Annotated in this window: 18 protein-coding genes; 10 read left to right on the forward strand and 8 right to left on the reverse strand. The window is 41.8% G+C overall.

Annotated features, from left to right (window positions below; all coding sequences use genetic code 11):
• Nucleotides 1-27 precede the first annotated feature (27 nt).
• Nucleotides 28-2,340, forward strand: coding sequence for a heavy metal translocating P-type ATPase (locus OO774_RS22275; protein ID WP_213968112.1), 2,313 nt, complete (start codon nucleotides 28-30; stop codon nucleotides 2,338-2,340).
• Nucleotides 2,341-2,941: 601 nt separating this feature from the next.
• Nucleotides 2,942-3,574, forward strand: coding sequence for a thioredoxin domain-containing protein (locus OO774_RS22280; protein ID WP_102969726.1), 633 nt, complete (start codon nucleotides 2,942-2,944; stop codon nucleotides 3,572-3,574).
• A 585-nt stretch (nucleotides 3,575-4,159) separates the two neighbouring features.
• On the opposite strand, the gene OO774_RS22285 is transcribed toward OO774_RS22280, so the two are convergent.
• The gene (locus OO774_RS22285; protein WP_031847521.1) at nucleotides 4,160-4,795 is read right to left on the reverse strand and encodes a recombinase family protein; all 636 of its coding nucleotides are present in this window, start codon (nucleotides 4,793-4,795) and stop codon (nucleotides 4,160-4,162) included.
• A gap of 195 nt (nucleotides 4,796-4,990) precedes the next feature.
• On the opposite strand from OO774_RS22285, the gene OO774_RS22290 reads away from it, so the two are divergent.
• The 3 genes from OO774_RS22290 (at nucleotide 4,991) to OO774_RS22300 (ending at nucleotide 8,614) form a co-directional block, all read left to right on the forward strand.
• Complete coding sequence (locus OO774_RS22290; protein ID WP_016151373.1) at nucleotides 4,991-5,233, forward strand: type II toxin-antitoxin system ParD family antitoxin; 243 nt, start codon at nucleotides 4,991-4,993, stop codon at nucleotides 5,231-5,233.
• Complete coding sequence (locus OO774_RS22295; RefSeq protein ID WP_016151372.1) at nucleotides 5,226-5,525, forward strand: type II toxin-antitoxin system RelE/ParE family toxin; 300 nt, start codon at nucleotides 5,226-5,228, stop codon at nucleotides 5,523-5,525. The genes OO774_RS22290 and OO774_RS22295 overlap by 8 nt, the downstream gene beginning before the upstream one ends.
• A gap of 83 nt (nucleotides 5,526-5,608) precedes the next feature.
• Nucleotides 5,609-8,614, forward strand: coding sequence for a Tn3 family transposase (locus tag OO774_RS22300; protein ID WP_140116173.1), 3,006 nt, complete (start codon nucleotides 5,609-5,611; stop codon nucleotides 8,612-8,614).
• On the opposite strand, the gene OO774_RS22305 is transcribed toward OO774_RS22300, so the two are convergent.
• Nucleotides 8,580-8,852: a hypothetical protein gene (locus OO774_RS22305; RefSeq protein WP_264906838.1), complete on the reverse strand. Its 273-nt coding sequence runs from the start codon at nucleotides 8,850-8,852 to the stop codon at nucleotides 8,580-8,582. The two genes, OO774_RS22300 and OO774_RS22305, sit on opposite strands and share 35 nt — an antisense overlap.
• Nucleotides 8,853-9,011: 159 nt before the next feature.
• Nucleotides 9,012-9,467, reverse strand: coding sequence for a helix-turn-helix domain-containing protein (locus OO774_RS22310; protein WP_264906839.1), 456 nt, complete (start codon nucleotides 9,465-9,467; stop codon nucleotides 9,012-9,014).
• Between the two features lie 350 nt (nucleotides 9,468-9,817).
• On the opposite strand from OO774_RS22310, the gene OO774_RS22315 reads away from it, so the two are divergent.
• Nucleotides 9,818-10,003: a hypothetical protein gene (locus tag OO774_RS22315; protein ID WP_180770818.1), complete on the forward strand. Its 186-nt coding sequence runs from the start codon at nucleotides 9,818-9,820 to the stop codon at nucleotides 10,001-10,003.
• Between the two features lie 548 nt (nucleotides 10,004-10,551).
• Here OO774_RS22315 and OO774_RS22320 read toward each other — a convergent pair.
• Complete coding sequence (locus tag OO774_RS22320) at nucleotides 10,552-10,980, reverse strand: helix-turn-helix transcriptional regulator (protein WP_264906841.1); 429 nt, start codon at nucleotides 10,978-10,980, stop codon at nucleotides 10,552-10,554.
• Between the two features lie 96 nt (nucleotides 10,981-11,076).
• Between OO774_RS22320 and OO774_RS22325 the strand changes: the two genes are divergently transcribed.
• The 4 genes from OO774_RS22325 to OO774_RS22340 are packed head-to-tail and all read left to right on the forward strand — an operon-like array spanning nucleotide 11,077 to nucleotide 13,281.
• A complete protein-coding gene (locus OO774_RS22325; protein ID WP_264906842.1) occupies nucleotides 11,077-12,375 on the forward strand; it encodes a phage/plasmid replication protein, II/X family in 1,299 nt (432 codons plus the stop codon).
• Between the two features lie 16 nt (nucleotides 12,376-12,391).
• A complete protein-coding gene (locus OO774_RS22330; protein ID WP_264906844.1) occupies nucleotides 12,392-12,673 on the forward strand; it encodes a G5P family DNA-binding protein in 282 nt (93 codons plus the stop codon).
• A 12-nt stretch (nucleotides 12,674-12,685) separates the two neighbouring features.
• Nucleotides 12,686-12,892 (forward strand): hypothetical protein, encoded by a 207-nt coding sequence (locus OO774_RS22335; protein WP_186809021.1) that lies wholly within the window; start codon nucleotides 12,686-12,688, stop codon nucleotides 12,890-12,892.
• 23 nt (nucleotides 12,893-12,915) lie between these two features.
• Nucleotides 12,916-13,281 (forward strand): hypothetical protein, encoded by a 366-nt coding sequence (locus OO774_RS22340; protein ID WP_264906845.1) that lies wholly within the window; start codon nucleotides 12,916-12,918, stop codon nucleotides 13,279-13,281.
• 283 nt (nucleotides 13,282-13,564) lie between these two features.
• Here the strand turns inward: OO774_RS22340 and yciH are convergent, their stop codons facing one another.
• The 4 genes from yciH to OO774_RS22360 form a co-directional block, all read right to left on the reverse strand.
• Nucleotides 13,565-13,876 carry a stress response translation initiation inhibitor YciH gene (gene yciH / locus OO774_RS22345; protein WP_264906846.1) on the reverse strand — a complete coding sequence of 104 codons (312 nt, stop codon included), beginning with the start codon at nucleotides 13,874-13,876 and terminating at the stop codon, nucleotides 13,565-13,567.
• Between the two features lie 4 nt (nucleotides 13,877-13,880).
• The gene (locus tag OO774_RS22350) at nucleotides 13,881-14,261 is read right to left on the reverse strand and encodes a DUF3319 domain-containing protein (protein ID WP_264906848.1); all 381 of its coding nucleotides are present in this window, start codon (nucleotides 14,259-14,261) and stop codon (nucleotides 13,881-13,883) included.
• 117 nt (nucleotides 14,262-14,378) lie between these two features.
• A complete protein-coding gene (locus OO774_RS22355) occupies nucleotides 14,379-15,368 on the reverse strand; it encodes a D-alanine--D-alanine ligase (RefSeq protein ID WP_264906849.1) in 990 nt (329 codons plus the stop codon).
• A 149-nt stretch (nucleotides 15,369-15,517) separates the two neighbouring features.
• Nucleotides 15,518-16,087: an SPOR domain-containing protein gene (locus tag OO774_RS22360; RefSeq protein ID WP_264906851.1), complete on the reverse strand. Its 570-nt coding sequence runs from the start codon at nucleotides 16,085-16,087 to the stop codon at nucleotides 15,518-15,520.
• Between the last annotated feature and the right edge of the window lie 98 nt (nucleotides 16,088-16,185).

Here is a 16,185-nt window from a genome sequence, read left to right on the forward strand (position 1 = left end):
CAGGTTTTTTAATGTTGATTATAGTCAATGATAGAGATGATGAAAATGAGTGATTGTACGGACAAACATCTTAGTGAGGATGCTAATACATGCTGTAGTTCAACACATAAGCATTCTCATATAACAAAAGATAACATGGGTGCTCACCAACATGCTGAAACGGTTCTCCAGCATGATAAAAATGGCTGTGATTCATGTTGTACGTCTGCTCCTAGCAAACTTAAGAGCTTATCTGGCTCTGAAAAGATCGGAAATGATGTCCGTACTGAAGTTCGTATTATGCAGATGGACTGCCCCGTTGAAGAGCAGTTAATTCAGAAAAAACTTGGTGGGATGAATCAGGTAAAGAAACTTGAGTTCAATTTAATGCAAAGGGTGCTAACTATCACTCACACACCAGACTCCTTGGATATGATACTAGTTGCTATCCGTTCGCTTGGGTTTGAACCAGATGTATCTGATGACAGTCAGATTCACAAAGTTCCTCATGAAAAGGAGAAACCATTGTGGCCATTGGTTTTGGCTGGTATCTCAGCGATAGGGTCGGAAGTGGCACATTGGACTGGGATACCGGAGTGGGTTCAAGCCACATTAGCATTAATTGCTGTACTGTCTTGTGGGTTAACAACTTATAAAAAAGGATGGATATCTATACGCAATGCTAATCTCAACATGAATGCATTGATGAGTATCGCGGTTACTGGTGCATTTATTATTGGTCAATGGCCAGAAGCGGCCATGGTAATGGTATTGTTTACTATTGCTGAACTAGTTGAAGCAAAATCACTCGACCGAGCTAGAAACGCTATCAGCTCATTAATGAGTTTAACACCTGATACGGTGATAGTTCAGCAATCAGATAACTCTTGGAAAGAAGCTGATGCTCAAACCGTGCAACTTGGTGACATTGTCAGAGTAAAACCGGGGGAACGTATTGGTCTCGATGGCAATATCATTAAAGGGCAAACCACCATCAACCAAGCCCCTATTACTGGTGAAAGTATGCCTGTCGATAAGATTGAAGGTGACTCAGTTTTTGCAGGAACGATTAATCAGGCTGGAGCTATTGAGTATAGAGTGACCGCAGCAGCTAACAATACAACTTTGGCACGCATTATTCATGCAGTAGAAGAAGCTCAAGGTGCTCAGGCTCCAACTCAACGTTTTGTTGATCGTTTTTCTCAAATCTACACACCCGCTGTCATTGCGATTGCATTCGCAGTTGCTGTGTTACCACCCGTTTTGGGGTATGGTGAGTGGTTAGATTGGATTTACAAAGCGCTTGTTATGTTGGTGATTGCTTGTCCTTGTGCACTTGTTATCTCTACGCCTGTCACTATTGTTAGCGGCCTGACAGCGGCAGCACGTAAAGGCATCCTGATTAAAGGAGGTGTGTATCTTGAACTGGGGAGAAAATTAGAAGCACTAGCTTTAGATAAAACTGGGACGATTACCCACGGAAAACCAATGTTGATTGACGTAATGACTTTCAACGAATGGACAGAAGATTCCGTTTACTCAATAGGGTTTAATCTTACAAATCTATCTGACCACCCAGTCTCTACCGCCATTGCCACCGCGCTATCTACTCAAAAAAGGCTTGATGTAGACGATTTTAAAGCTATTGCTGGCGAAGGCGTATCTGGAACAATCGCCAAACATAAATATTACTTGGGTAATCAGAATCTTGTAGAGAGACATTTTACTATCCCCACGGACATTAGAAGCCATATTCACAAGTTAGAAAAACAAGGTAAGACCGTGTCATTGCTTCATAACGGTATCCAAGTTCTGGGACTATTTTCAGTGGCAGATACTGTAAAGGAAAGTAGTCGTGCCGCGGTTCAACAACTCCATGAGTTGGGCATAAAAACGATTATGTTGTCTGGAGACAACTCACATACCGCATCAGCAGTTGCGTCTCAAGTCGGTATTGACGAAGCTCATGGCAATCAGCTTCCAGAAGATAAGTATCGTACTGTTGAAGCTTATTCCAGTAACGGTGTTATAGGTATGGTGGGAGATGGCATTAATGATGCGCCTGCACTGGCGGCTGCAAATATTGGATTCTCAATGGGAGCTATGGGAACTGATACCGCCATTGAAACATCTGATGTCGCATTGATGGATGATGATCTACGAAAAATCCCGACATTTGTCAGCTTGTCTAAACGTACCTACCAAATACTGATACAGAATATTAGCTTTGCTCTTGCTATAAAAGCCCTATTTTTAGCCCTAACTTTTGTTGGCGTGGGTACTATGTGGATGGCAGTTTTTGCTGATGTTGGCGCAAGTTTACTTGTTGTCGCCAATGGGTTGAGGCTGCTGAAGAAGTGATGGCTTAAACTACTCATTTTGATAAATATCATCATGGATTCGCCTTTAATAACAATAAAGAATGATATACATTTTTATTAATATGGAGTTACTTTGAAGACATTAACTAACTCGACATTTGTTGGGATATTCTTACTTTTATCGAGTGTTGGGATGGAGCTATTTGGCCTCTTCACACAATACTACCTAGGCTTCGAACCTTGTGCGAACTGTGTTCAGATTCGACTATTTATATTGTTTCTTGGTATAGCGGGTATATTACACATCTTTGCAAATCAGAATGACATAACTAAGATTTCGACGTTGTTGTTATCGCTCATCGGCACCTACTTTGCATTGCAGTTTTCGTGGGATAACCACTTGATTGAAACAGGTCAAAAACTTTCAAGTTGTAGCTATGGCTCTCCATTTCCGAGTTTCATGCCTTTAGATTCATGGTTCCCAACCATGTTCGAAGCTAAAGGCCCATGCGGGACACCATCTCCACTGTATGGAAACATAACTTTTACTGACCTATCGATTTTTGGCTTATCCTTGTTGCTCGCAATGATAACGATAACACTTGGTGCAAACCTCTATAAGGTTAAGGAAAAAATGCATAATGAACCAAAATAAAATCGTACTTTCAATTACTTTGCTAATGGGAGCACTGCTCACTGCTTTTATGTTTAGTTGGTATCAACAGCAAAATAATGTTGATATTTCAGTTAAAAACAATGAGCTCGAACGGCAATACTCAGTAAGCTTTGGTCCCGAAACAGCCAAAGTAACCATCGTAGAGTTTTTTGACCCTGCTTGTGAGGCTTGCAGAGCATTTTACCCTTTTGTTAAGAAAATCATGAACGAAAACCCAGACGATATTCGCCTCGTATTGCGTTACGCTGCGTTTCATGAAGGCTCAGATGAAGTCGTATTAATGTTAGAGGCGGCAAGGCGCCAAGGGCTTTATAGTGAGGTGCTTGTATCTATATTAGCAGGACAAAACTCTTGGGCTTCACACAGTAAACCAAATTTAGCAAATGTCTGGAACATTGCTGAAAGTGCAGGATTGGATATTTCTAAAGCTCGCGAAGACATGGAAGATCCAGACATAATTCAAGTACTTGAACAAGATACAGCGGATGTAAAATCGTTAGGGATTCAAAAAACGCCAACATTTTTTGTAAACGGGAAACCTTTAGAGAGCTTTGGTTCACAGCAGCTCTATGACTTAGTGCAAAGCGAGCTCAAATAGGCGCAATACCTCATTAAGTACCTTGAAGATAAACACCGTCAAGGTACCTTAGGTGTAGAGGAATGGTGTCAATGTATGGCAATCGTAAATGTACACTTCAAACCATGAGGTTTATTGCGACTTAACAGTAGATTTCCACCGTAATTGTTCGCCAATGCTTTCGTGATAGAGAGGCCTAATCCGACATTAGAGTAATCTGCACTTCTTGCTGAGTCTAGACGAGTAAAGGGGTTTATGACCTCTTTTAACTTCTCGATCTCGATACTCACACCCGTATCTGAGATCGTAAACTCAATTAAGTCGGAATGTTTGGATACACCCAATGATATCCCACAAGATTCACCGCCACTTCTCTCTTTATAGTCAGTACAGTTATATGAGTATTCATTTTAAGTTTACCTGTATAAATTCGGCATTTTGCTCAGTTCTGGGAGTTTCTGAGCACCGCCCCTCAACCGTCAGCCATGAGGAAAAGTACTGCTATACCAGTGGCACGATCTGCCACTGAGTAATTGAGTTAACACCAAATGGGGCATTTCTTGTTTAGGGGACTAAAGCCCATAAGGAACAGAAACGTTAAGCTTCTTATCCCAATGAACGCTCACTTGCTAACTTCTTAGCCACCCGAATTACCGTTCTAGTGGACACATTCGTCAATTTAGCGGTATCACTGATACTTAACCCATTGATAACTCTTAACTGATAGATTTTTTCATGAAGCTGGAGATCTGCTTGTCTTCCTCGATATTTTCCCTCTTCTCGAGCCTTCATGATCCCTTCAGCTTGCCGCCGCCGTCGATCTTGGTAATCTTTTCGTGCAATTGCAGCGAGCATATCCATCATCATCCCATTAATAGCCCTGATCATCGAACGAGTGAACTCGTCGGGAATGTGTGGCGCAAAAGCGATATGGCTAGTTGGTAAATCGATACTGATTACCTTAAGTTCCTTTTGGTTCAGCATTTCTTTTAATTTGAACCAACTTTCTTCATCAAGTCGAGAAAGACGATCAATTTGCTCTATTATGATCGCATCACCAATTGCAGCATCATCAAGTAATCGGAGTAATTCAGGTCTTTGTAATGAGGCTCCCGATTCATTCTCAATATACCAACCTGCTATTCGAAAGCCCTTTTGCTGTGCAAACTCCTGTAAAGCACCTTGAGCACGTTTTGCATTCTGATCAGAGGTTGATGCTCTTAAGTATCCAAAGATGTACATAAGCCCCTCAAAGTGACATTTAGATTATGATCTAAACAAGTGTGACAAATAGGTTATGACAAATCTACTTTTCGTGTCAATTTTTACGTGTGACTTATAAGTATACTTCATTGTCATACGAAGATCGTGATTTGATTTTGAATTTTAGTTGACCTATTATTGGTGTGTTAATTATTCACACATGTAGGTGGAAATATGTCACGCACAACTAGTGTTACGATTGGGTCTCAGCTAGATGAGTTTGTCGGCCAACTCATAGCGACTGGTCGCTATGGCTCAACAAGCGAAGTAGTTCGTTCTGCATTGCGGCTACTCGAAAGGCAAGAGAAACAAACCACGGCTCTAAAAATGGCGATTGAAGCCGGAGAGCAGAGTGGTCAATGCTCATTATCACTTCATGACATTGCGACTAAAGTAAAGCAGAGACACAATGTATAAACTTTCCAACCTCGCCGCAGAAGACTTTGAGCATATCTTTGAATACACCCTATTGAACTTTGGCATAGAGCAAGCGGATGCTTATACAGACAGTATGCATGACGTTTTGCTAACGCTTGCAGAACAACCTTTGATGGGTTACGAGTGCCCCGAAATTGCCGAAGGGCTTCGCCGCCACGATCACCATAAACATGCTATTTTTTATCGCCCACAACCTCATAGTATTTACATAATCCGTATTCTTCATCAGCAGATGGAACCATTGCGGCATTTCCATCCAGATATTTATTAAAATTCCTCATGGCTTACATGCCGGAAATGGGAAAACAATACGTCACTGATTTGAGTTTGTGTAACCAATAAGAGGTTTTGGCTATGCCCGTAGATTTTTTAACCACTGAACAAAAAAATAGTTACGGGCAATTTAATGGGGAGCCGAATGATGTTCAATTGGCGCGGTACTTCCATTTGGACGAGGCTGACTTAGCTTTTGTTACACAAAGACGTGGTGAACACAATCGATTTGGAGTTGCGCTGCAATTAGGTTGTGTTCGCTTTCTTGGTACTTTCTTGATCGATTTAAATCAAATCCCAACGAATACCCAATGGTTTGTCGCAAGGCAACTGAATATAACCAATATTGGTATTTTGTCTGACTATTCTCAGCGCGAAACCACACGCCGCGAGCATACCGCTCTGATCCGCAATCAGTATGGTTATCGTGAGTTTGTTTGGCCGTGGTCATTCCGGTTATCCCGCCTTCTCTATAGCCGGAGTTGGATCAGTAATGAACGCCCGAGTTTACTGTTTGATTTAGCGACCGGATGGCTGATCCAACATAAAATCCTTTTACCAGGCGCATCAACTTTAACCCGTTTAATTTCACAAATCAGAGACCGAGCAGAAAACCGATTGTGGCAGCAACTATCCAGTCTCCCAAATTCGGATCAGCAAGCTAGGTTGGATTCCTTACTACAAATTCCTGAAGCAGCCAGAACAACACACTTCGACCGTTTTCGTAAGGGGCCGGTCAATGTCAGTGGCCCTGCATTTAATGAGGCTATTGAACGTTACAAAGCACTTCAAACCTATGGAATAACTGAACTGGATTTTACTGGTATTCCTCCCGTCCGGTTTAAACATATTGCCCGTCATGCTGGAATGATCTCGGCATACAAAATAGGCCGTATGCCGGAGACTAAGCGTACTGCGATACTCGTGGCTTTTGTGAAAGCCTATGAAATTATTGCATTAGATGAAGCGTTGGATGTACTGGATCTTTTGATTACAAATATCGCTGGCGAAGCGAAGAAATTAGGACAGAAAAAGCGTCTTCGTACTCTAAAAGATTTGGATAAATCTGCACTGGCTTTAGCTAAAGTTTGTGCTCTGCTGCTAGACGACAACTTAGATGATGAGTCGCTACGTCCGTCAATCTTTGCTAAATTTTCACGGGAAAAGCTAGCGCAATCTATTTCTACCGTACACGAGTTAGCCCGACCTTATGATGACAATTTTCATGAAGAGATGGTTGAACAGTACGGGCGAGTTCGGCGTTTTCTACCAAAACTGCTCCGTGATATCGAATTTTCCGCCGCTCCTGCGGGAGACAAAACGCTTGAAGTTCACCAGTACTTAGCGCAATTACTCGACTCAAAAAAACAAATTCTTGATGATGCGCCAGTGGATATCGTATCTAATCCATGGAAGCGATTGGTATTAGATAAAGGTGGTCGGGTGACTAAACGAGGCTACACACTGTGTTTTTTGGATAAATTACAGGATAGCTTGCGCCGACGAGATATCTATGTCGAAAACAGCGATCGCTGGGGCGATCCGAGAGCCAAACTTTTGCAGGGGCAAGAGTGGCAGTCCAACCGAATTCAGGTCTGTCGATCACTGGGACATCCGCTAAACGCAAAAGAAGCCATCGATGCGTTAGTCAGGCAACTGGATACAACCTATCATCAGGTTGCCGCAAATTTTGACGATAATGGTTCGGTGGATATTGATATCTCGGGGAAACGACCAGCTCTGACCATCACAAATATTGATAGACTAGATAACCCTCCGAGCTTACAGGGATTATCCAAACAAGTTGAGGCGTTACTTCCTGCCGTAGACCTCACAGAACTACTACTTGAAGTCAATGCTCATACTGGCTTTGCCGATGAATTCACTCATATTAGCGAATCTAACGCACGTGCCAATGATTTAACGGTAAGTATCTGCGCCGTGTTACTGTCCGAAGCTTGCAATATCGGCCTTGAGCCACTGATAAAGTCTCATATCCCTGCTTTAACCAGACACCGACTCAGTTGGGTTAAACAAAATTATTTACGTGCTGAAACGTTAGTAAAAGCCAACGCGAAACTGGTCGATTTTCAGTCTACTCTTGCACTAGCTAAGCATTGGGGCGGAGGTGAAGTTGCCTCTGCTGATGGGATGCGATTTATCACACCAATAAGAACCGTCAATTCAGGTGCGAACCGAAAATACTTTGGCTCCAGCCGTGGTATCACATGGTATAACTTCGTCTCCGATCAGTTTTCTGGATTTCACGGAATCGTTATACCAGGAACACTACGAGATTCCATATTCGTACTCGAAGGGTTATTGGAACAGCAAACCGGATTAAACCCTACTGAAATCATGACAGATACAGCAGGAGCCAGTGACATGGTCTTCGGCTTATTCTGGTTATTGGGATATCAGTTCTCGCCAAGGTTAGCCGATGCAGGCGAATCGGTATTTTGGCGCGTAGATAAAGAAGCGGATTACGGTGTACTCGATGAGCTAGCACGAAACTGCGTAAATCCACAAAAAATAGAGCTTCACTGGGATGACATGATGCGTATAGCAGGCTCTCTTAAACTGGGAAAAGTGCAGGCATCAGAACTGATTCGGTCGTTGCTCAAAAGTGACCGACCATCGAGTCTTGCTCAGGCCATTATCGAAGCTGGTCGTATCAATAAGACATTATATTTACTGAATTACATCGATGATGAAGACTATCGACGCAGAATACTAACCCAATTAAACCGAGGCGAAAGTCGTCATGCCGTTGCCAGAGCTATTTGTCACGGTCAACGCGGTGAAATCCGCAAACGTTACCGAGAAGGGCAAGAAGATCAATTGGGTTCGCTTGGCTTAGTCACTAATGCCGTTGTGCTGTGGAATACCATCTATATGCAAGCTGCATTAGAGCACGTAGAACGACAAGGTGAAACACTAAAAGATGAAGACATTGCAAGACTATCACCACTCAGCCATAAACATGTGAATATGTTGGGGCATTACTCATTTACATTGACCGAACAGGTTTTAAATGGTGAGTTAAGACCGCTTAAACAGCCGTCAGAACAGGAAGATTTTGCTTAGCGTACGTTTTCGTTCCATTGGGCTTCAGACCCCGTATAATGTTGGTGCTTTGGTTCAGAATGTCAGCTGATTCAACATTCGATTCCATATCAAAATGTACATTAACTTGAACGCCTTCTCGTTCAAATGTCATATCATCAAAATCGGTCATCGCGATCTTAAATCCGTTTTTCGCGAAGAATCCAGTCACCATTGTTCTCTGTTTTATTTGTAATGCAGATTCAAGTAGCTTATCCATAGTACTAATCCTTATTATTTATAGGGGAATGGAGTAAAGTTAGTACTGCAGGGTGATAAGGTCAATTGATATTGGTTCCAAATCATGAAAGCTCGTACTTAATTTTGTTAAAAGCGTCCTTCAAACCAGTCATGATGAGAGCCATCAATTTGGATGAGCTCACCCAAAGCAGTCACGGCGATAACGAGGTTGATAAACACGGGGCTTACGCTGTGAATGTGGCACCCAAAGGCCATCGGCGATCATCCATTGACGAAGGGTTTCAAGCGATACATTGATATGATGTTGTTCTGTTAACTTTTCATGCGCGAACGTGGGGCCGAAGTCTGGATACCGCTCAGAAAGGATTTTTAACGCCTGGGCTTTTACTTTGTCATCGATTCCAGAAAGGATTTTTAACGCCTGGGCTTTTACTTTGTCATCGATTCGATTGGGTGAAGGTTTGCCTCGGTTGTAGTGTGCTAAAGAAGCCGCACCGAACCTGAGAAAAGATTTTATCAGTCGGGAAAGCTGCCGATAGCTGATACCAAGAATTCTCGGCGCATCTTGTCGAGAAAGATGACAATACAAAACGTCTTGGATAACAGTTAGTCGTTGTAGTTCGCGATCGTTCATGGCAATAAGCATCCTTAAATCTCCAAGCAAATATAGGACAAATTCACTTAGTAATATTAGGACATTTTCACTTTGTGTTTACACTATAAGTGCGTGTTATATCCGGTGTTTATGTTGAGTGGTTTGTCGTAGACCTAGTGTGAACAAAGGGTGGGCGGGGCGAATTGCTCATTGTCGCAGCTTGCTGCGTACATGCTATGAGAGAGAATCGCTTTGAAACGATAGCCCGTAACATAAACTCGTATAATGCGTACTTGTGCAATTTTTGTAACTTTGTTCACCTTTCTTCATATCACCCCCTCTCCCTTGTGGTAATATTGTGATCTACATCACAATAAAGGAAGGTTGACATGTTTGACTTAGATGAACTTATTTCTGAAACAATTCAAGAAGATGTTTCTGAATTAGTATGTGAAATTCACAATCAACACCCTAAAGTTTCATATGACCCAGAAACTTCTGAGATTCAGGTTTCTGGTTGCTGTGAGGCGGTGATTAGTGAAGCTCTTCGACTAATTCACGACGAACAATCTTAACTCGATTTTCTCTGCTATAAGCTTGCTTGTAGAGAGAAAATGAGTAGCCAAGCTCCACCTTTCTCAAAGCTGTCTGTCCTGCTTAATCGCGCGGCAGCTTTAGCAGTTCCCAATGTTCCAAGGACCTATATATGCACAAGTTTTATTTTGTTAATAATCTTATGGATGATAACGGTGACCATGAAGTTCATACCTTAGACTGTAATCACTTACCAAATACTGAAAGAACATTGGTTGGTTGGTTTGATAACTGCGAGGATGCTGTAAAAGCAGCTAAAAAGTTTTATCTCAATTCTAATGGTTGCTATTGGTGTTCAAGAAGCTGCCATACCAGTTAGCCAGACCTATGACGAATATCGACGAGCGAGACTGAGCGAGGAGAATTGAGGAGCAGGTCAGGGCAAGACATTTACGAATGGAAGGGGCCCCGTTTCGTCGGGGAAGGAGCCATTCGAAAATGGCTCTTTCGTGCCGAAGGTACACTATCTTTAATAGTGTACTCTTGTTAATAGTGTACTCTTGTTTCAATTTGAAACGTTTGGGGATAACTATTTTTTCTTGCTCATCTCTTCATTGCTTCCAGCAAAGCTAGCCAAACCGAAGACTCTATTATCAGTCCTATCCAGTAATACCTGCATACTCATCGCTATACAGTATTTATCCATTATATCTATGAGACTGTTTTTGCTTGCGTCTGGGAGTTTTTGAACTCTTTCTAACACCATCGATAACAGACCATCTAAATTTGTTTCAGATACGTCATTAAGGAGTGCGTTTGGACTGCACTCTAGAGCATCGATCAACGAATAGATTGTACTCAACTTTGGATCTACTTCGTTTCTTTCTATCTTTGAAATTTGCCCAACTCGTACATTACATAGCTCTGCTAGGTCACCTTGAGTTAGGTGTTTATCTCTTCTGAGACGTCTTAAGTTTTCGCCTATAGCCACATTATTGACCTCAAATTTATCTTGCAAGCACAATTATAACCCCTTATATTCACCACATAGGACAAAACTAATCCTACAGGATTAATTAAAAACATTCTCTAGGATTATTGACAGGTTTTTGGTGTGATAGACAAACTCAAAATATCGATACCTTTTAAGACAGAATTTACCTTTACTACGCATCAAGCGAAGTCGGGTGAAGTCGTGTCTTACGTCGATATTAAAGAGTGCTCTCGTCGTGGGATCGGCCTTGAAGCTAAAACAATCTTCTTTACTGGTGATGTTGGTTCTACTGAGTATGAAGTAGCAGACCTTCGTCATGCTTTTGAGTCATTGCCCACTCACTTTACTGGAATGGCATTCAAAATTTATCAGGGAACTCGTCTACGATCTCCTTGTATCGAGTTAAAGGCATCTCCAGCCAAAATCCTCCAAGGACACAACGTCTACGGGCCAACTTCTATCGAAGTTGGAGCTACAGAAATGTTGATGGCGTTCTTCAATAACTATCCTGAAGTGTATGAAATGCTTGATGTTCCATCAGCGACATTGGATGCGCTTGACGCAACTTACTCAGCTCGGTTGAGAACTGAGTTACAGGCTAAACAAGTAATCCAGCAACTGAAGAATGTATCGAATAAACAGATGCGTACAGCTGTACGTAATGATCATGAAACCACCGTTTACTTCAATAAAAACTCGCGCCACTGCGATCGAAAAGCGTATTTAAAAGGCCCAGAGTTTAATCGACAACTTCGTGACTTACGCTCATTAAAGGAGAAAGGTGATAACTCATATGATCGAGTTATCGATGTAATGTCGGATCCAAAGTTGATCAATTATGCCCGCTACTTAGTTCGCTTAGAAGCTGGTGCGCACCGAAGATACTTAGACGCTCTAAACATCCCACACAAATTATCTGACGCCATTATTTACCAGAAAGAATACGAATCATCAGGCCGCAACTTAATCGCAGATATCTGGACAAAGGCGTTCACACCGTTACTTGAAGCATTAGAGGGGCAACACATGACCATATTTAACGATGAAGAAGTGCATAGAAAGCTTAAACAAACTTACTTCCGATATACGCCCAAAGGAAATATCTCATATGCCAAAGCTGACAAGTTGTTCCGTTTTTACCGTTCTCTGGTATCTGACGGCTATCACGCTGTCTATCAGTCGTTTACTTCAAGAGCTACGTTCTCTAGACAACTAAATGCGCTGCTCGATATAGGCTTCTCAAAGGCCCAATTACAAAATCTTCAAGGAAATGAAAAAGATAATGTTGTTCCACTTTTACAGGTCATCAAAATCGACTTCTCACAACAGCACCCTGATGACTATATAGAGCCAAAAGTAGGGCATATATCTCGAATGTATGGCTATGGTGGAGACAACGTGATCCGTTTAACTGCTTAAAAAATAGGAAAATACTATGCTAAAAATCGAAATCTTCTCAGAAAATGAACAAACAGAAACTCGTATTATCCCAGCCAGAGATGATAAGCCGTCGCGTAACATCTATGAACAAGTCGCTTATGCACATTTAGGTGGAAAGTTCCCTGTAGAGATGAAAATTCAACTGGATCAAGGCCAACCTGCATATACTGCGGGGCTTTACACAATCCATCCATCTAGCTTCGCTATCAATCAATATGGGTCATTAGAGTTGAAGCGCTTTGGCTTACTTATTGAACCTATGACAAAAAATGCTTAGAGGAACTACCAAATGAAGATTTACTACGAACAAGTTGCACCAGATATGATCTCAACGTTCACACCAGGTGAAGGCTGGTATACGTTCAAGTCGATGGACATGATGCATGCATCACTGGGTTCTGAGTTCGGTGAACAGTTAGAGCTTATCGAATTTACACCGGAAATGTACGAGTCTATGCGACAAAGTGGCGACTTCGATGGATACGAACCGGCTTAAAAGAAACCTTGTGGGAAAAATAAATGGCAAAAGGAAAAGTTACAGTCCATCTGACGGAACACCCAAGCAATGAAAATATCGAGCTAGTCGATTTTAATAGTCGTGCTTTAACCGAAGTAATAACGGTCCCAAGCGATGTGTGTATCACAGAGAGTTGTGAAGTTGTCCGTTATGAAAAACTGCCGTCAGACTGGGAGAGCTACAGCGTCGATGTGTATGAAAAATCAAACTTGGAAAATGGTATTGCTACATATAAGTTTACAGAAGCTAGAATGGTTGAACGCTGCAAAGCAATAACGAAGCAAGGAACGCGTTGCATGAAAGCCGCAAAGCATCTCAAGAGCTATTGTTCGATAACTCATGGAAACGAACCGGACAGTTCTAAATAGCTCCTACACCTTAAGTGCGTATTATATGTGTTATGTTAAATGAAATGTAACGCTACGCCAGATCTTATCGATATTAGCCTCCTATCCCTCTCTTATTTCAATTCCATCCAGGGTTTTGAGGCTTTCATTAAACATAATGGCTATTTACCATAAAATAGCTAATATCGATCTATCAATCTGCGATTGCTCAATCTTCAATTAGCGGTTAAACAAGATGTTGAATACTATACAAACGTGAAAATAAAAAAGCGTCTGTATCGACGCTTTTATTCAATCTAGATTGTTAGCCGCCAGCTAGCTTAACGGTCATGCCTTTCTTTTCCAGATGTGCTTTGATTTTATCTCGAGCATCACCTTGGATTTCAATATTGCCGTCTTTAACTGAGCCGCCGCAACCACACACTTTCTTGAGTTCTGCTGCGAGCAATTTTAATGGAGCGTCATCGAGATCTAACCCAGTGACAATACAAACCCCTTTGCCTTTACGGCCTTTCGTTTGGCGTTGAATACGCACGATGCCGTCACCCTTAGGACGAGCAATTTTCTCTTCTTCCGGTTTAATTCGGCCGGTTTCCGTTGAATATACTAAGGTCATACTGTTATTTCTTGTGTTGTTGAGTTTGCAGCGCTTTTTTCTTCGCGACTAAATAAGCTTCAATATGACGTTGAATAGCGCTTTTACTGCCTTTAAGTAGCTTGCCATTAAACATGCAATACCACTCATTTGGCTCGCCAGAGTCATTTTTTAAAGTATAGCCGTTAAAATCGACTGATTGTGTTCCCACGGTGTTTTGCCTTGTTTGAGCGAGAGATGCAAACTCTTTCGGATCGATGATTGAGGCGGTATCGCACCACCAATCAATACTCTTTTTAACTGAGGTTAGATTACCTTGCAAAACGTGGCTTTTGATCTTTACTTTCCACAGGCTCCCATCCAAACTGGATTTTAAGTTAAAGCCTCTATACGTCGCAACTGCCATACCAATGCCCCATTTTTTGTATTAATTTCGGTGGACTCAGAATGTTTAATGAGCATCCGTAGCTCTAGATGCCCTGCATAAATACTTTTAACACAACCTGTTGTTAAGTGACGTTAATTACACTGCACTATTGATACAGCCTTCGAGAAACTCGTGGAATTTGTGACCATTATTTTGAAGCATTTTCGGGAACATGGAGATTGGTGTCATACCCGGGAACGTATTTACTTCGTTCAGGTAAATCTCTCCCTCTTCGGTCAAGAAGAAGTCAATACGAGATAAATGACGAAGATTCATCTGTTTAAACACGGTCTCTGACTCTTGTTTGATCGTCTCTACCTGCTCAGGAGTAAGATCTTTCGCTTCAACTTCTGTCAATGAGTGGCTGGCACTGCTGTATTTCTCATCGTAAGAATAGAACGTACCGTCAGGTGCAATTACCTCACCTGGTTTAGTAACGTAGAGTTCGCCGTTCATTTCATAAGCGGCAACTTCTAATTCTCGAGGCTTAACAGACTTTTCTACTAAAACTTGGTCAGAGTAACCAAAAGCAGCGTTAACCGCATCCGAAAGCATTTCTCTTTCCGTTACACTGTAACACCCGACTGAAGAACCTTGTCTTGCGGCTTTGACGAATACTTTTCCCCACTTATCAAATGCTTGATGCGCTTGAGAGTGAGCCTGTTCATTATTTTTGGTAAGGAACAAGTATGGTGTATTCGGTATGCCGAGCGCGTCGTACCAAAGCTTTGATGTAATTTTGTTAAAGCTGTTGCAGCTCGCTTCTGGCCCACAGCCAAGGTAAGGAATACCTGAAATTTCAAACAGGGATTGAATGTCACCCGTTTCGCCAGGAAAGCCATGGATGCAAGGTACGATAAAGTCGATGAGCTGATTAGACTCGCTAGAACATAAGCTTTTGGTGTTGAGATCCAAGTAAACCAGTTCGCCTTGGTCGGTCATCCAACCTTCATTTTTGATTTCTACACGCGTTACCTTGATGTTCTCAATAAGATTCAGCTGTTGTTCGATAAAATTAGCAGACAGCAATGATATCTCGTGCTCTGAAGAGCCACCACCGCATAATAGAAGAATATTTTTAATCATGAATCAATCTTTCCGTGACCTACAAAAGATACTTGTTGTTATGATAACCCTTTGAGTAGTGAGGTACAGTTATTTTACTGTGAGGCGTATCGTTCGGGTACGATTTGAACAAAATAAAAAGGGAGCGATATGCCCCCTGGTTGGTTTGGTCAGTTGAGCTTTTTAAGCGATGGGTATGCCGAGTTTTTAATCGCATCAATGCTTTTAACAAAAGGTTTTAGATGACGAAATTGCGCTGGAAGTGATGAAATCGCCTGTTTTGCTTCCGCACTCGTTGCGTAATCTCCGTATAAAATTGAGTACCATTTTGTGCCATTAACGACTTTGTAGTTCGCCCATATCGGCTGCTCACTTTGCGGCAATTTGTTGGCAAACTGAGTCACTTTATCTTCACTACCAACTGCGACAACTTGAATGGTGTATCCGAAACGTTGAATGGCTGATTGCTCATTACTTGGCGGGATGATCTTAACTGGTTTTACCTGATCGTTTGGAGTCAGTTTTACGACCTTCTTCTCTGCTGGCTTAGGTGCCATCTTAACCACGGCCGGTGTTACGTCTTTCTCAACAACTGAATTTTCAGACGCCATAATTGGTTTTGATATGACATCTGAAGAATAATCCTCTTGAAAACTCTCTGAGGTAACATCCGTAGTGTAAGTTTCAGATGCACAAGCGGAAAGAAGAAGGGTTAAGCCGATGATTGCGGTCTTTTTCATGAATAACAAACGCTCTGAATAAATATTACGATAAATCATGCCGATAGGAGGCTCGATTATCAAGCATCAAATACAATAATCTGCCTATTTGATGTGAT

The sequence above is a fragment of the Vibrio sp. STUT-A11 genome, assembly GCF_026000435.1.
Classification (GTDB): Bacteria; Pseudomonadota; Gammaproteobacteria; order Enterobacterales; family Vibrionaceae; genus Vibrio.

Bases quoted from the DNA above. Each gene is read 5' to 3' on its own strand.
- OO774_RS22275 (WP_213968112.1), top strand. From the start codon at position 28: ATGATAGAGATGATGAAAATGAGTGATTGTACGGACAAACATCTTAGT.
- OO774_RS22280 (WP_102969726.1), top strand. From the start codon at position 2,942: ATGAACCAAAATAAAATCGTACTTTCAATTACTTTGCTAATGGGAGCA.
- OO774_RS22285 (WP_031847521.1), bottom strand. From the start codon at position 4,795: ATGTACATCTTTGGATACTTAAGAGCATCAACCTCTGATCAGAATGCA.
- OO774_RS22290 (WP_016151373.1), top strand. From the start codon at position 4,991: ATGTCACGCACAACTAGTGTTACGATTGGGTCTCAGCTAGATGAGTTT.
- OO774_RS22295 (WP_016151372.1), top strand. From the start codon at position 5,226: ATGTATAAACTTTCCAACCTCGCCGCAGAAGACTTTGAGCATATCTTT.
- OO774_RS22300 (WP_140116173.1), top strand. From the start codon at position 5,609: ATGCCCGTAGATTTTTTAACCACTGAACAAAAAAATAGTTACGGGCAA.
- OO774_RS22305 (WP_264906838.1), bottom strand. From the start codon at position 8,852: ATGGATAAGCTACTTGAATCTGCATTACAAATAAAACAGAGAACAATG.
- OO774_RS22310 (WP_264906839.1), bottom strand. From the start codon at position 9,467: ATGAACGATCGCGAACTACAACGACTAACTGTTATCCAAGACGTTTTG.
- OO774_RS22315 (WP_180770818.1), top strand. From the start codon at position 9,818: ATGTTTGACTTAGATGAACTTATTTCTGAAACAATTCAAGAAGATGTT.
- OO774_RS22330 (WP_264906844.1), top strand. From the start codon at position 12,392: ATGCTAAAAATCGAAATCTTCTCAGAAAATGAACAAACAGAAACTCGT.
- OO774_RS22335 (WP_186809021.1), top strand. From the start codon at position 12,686: ATGAAGATTTACTACGAACAAGTTGCACCAGATATGATCTCAACGTTC.
- OO774_RS22340 (WP_264906845.1), top strand. From the start codon at position 12,916: ATGGCAAAAGGAAAAGTTACAGTCCATCTGACGGAACACCCAAGCAAT.
- yciH (WP_264906846.1), bottom strand. From the start codon at position 13,876: ATGACCTTAGTATATTCAACGGAAACCGGCCGAATTAAACCGGAAGAA.
- OO774_RS22350 (WP_264906848.1), bottom strand. From the start codon at position 14,261: ATGGCAGTTGCGACGTATAGAGGCTTTAACTTAAAATCCAGTTTGGAT.
- OO774_RS22355 (WP_264906849.1), bottom strand. From the start codon at position 15,368: ATGATTAAAAATATTCTTCTATTATGCGGTGGTGGCTCTTCAGAGCAC.
- OO774_RS22360 (WP_264906851.1), bottom strand. From the start codon at position 16,087: ATGAAAAAGACCGCAATCATCGGCTTAACCCTTCTTCTTTCCGCTTGT.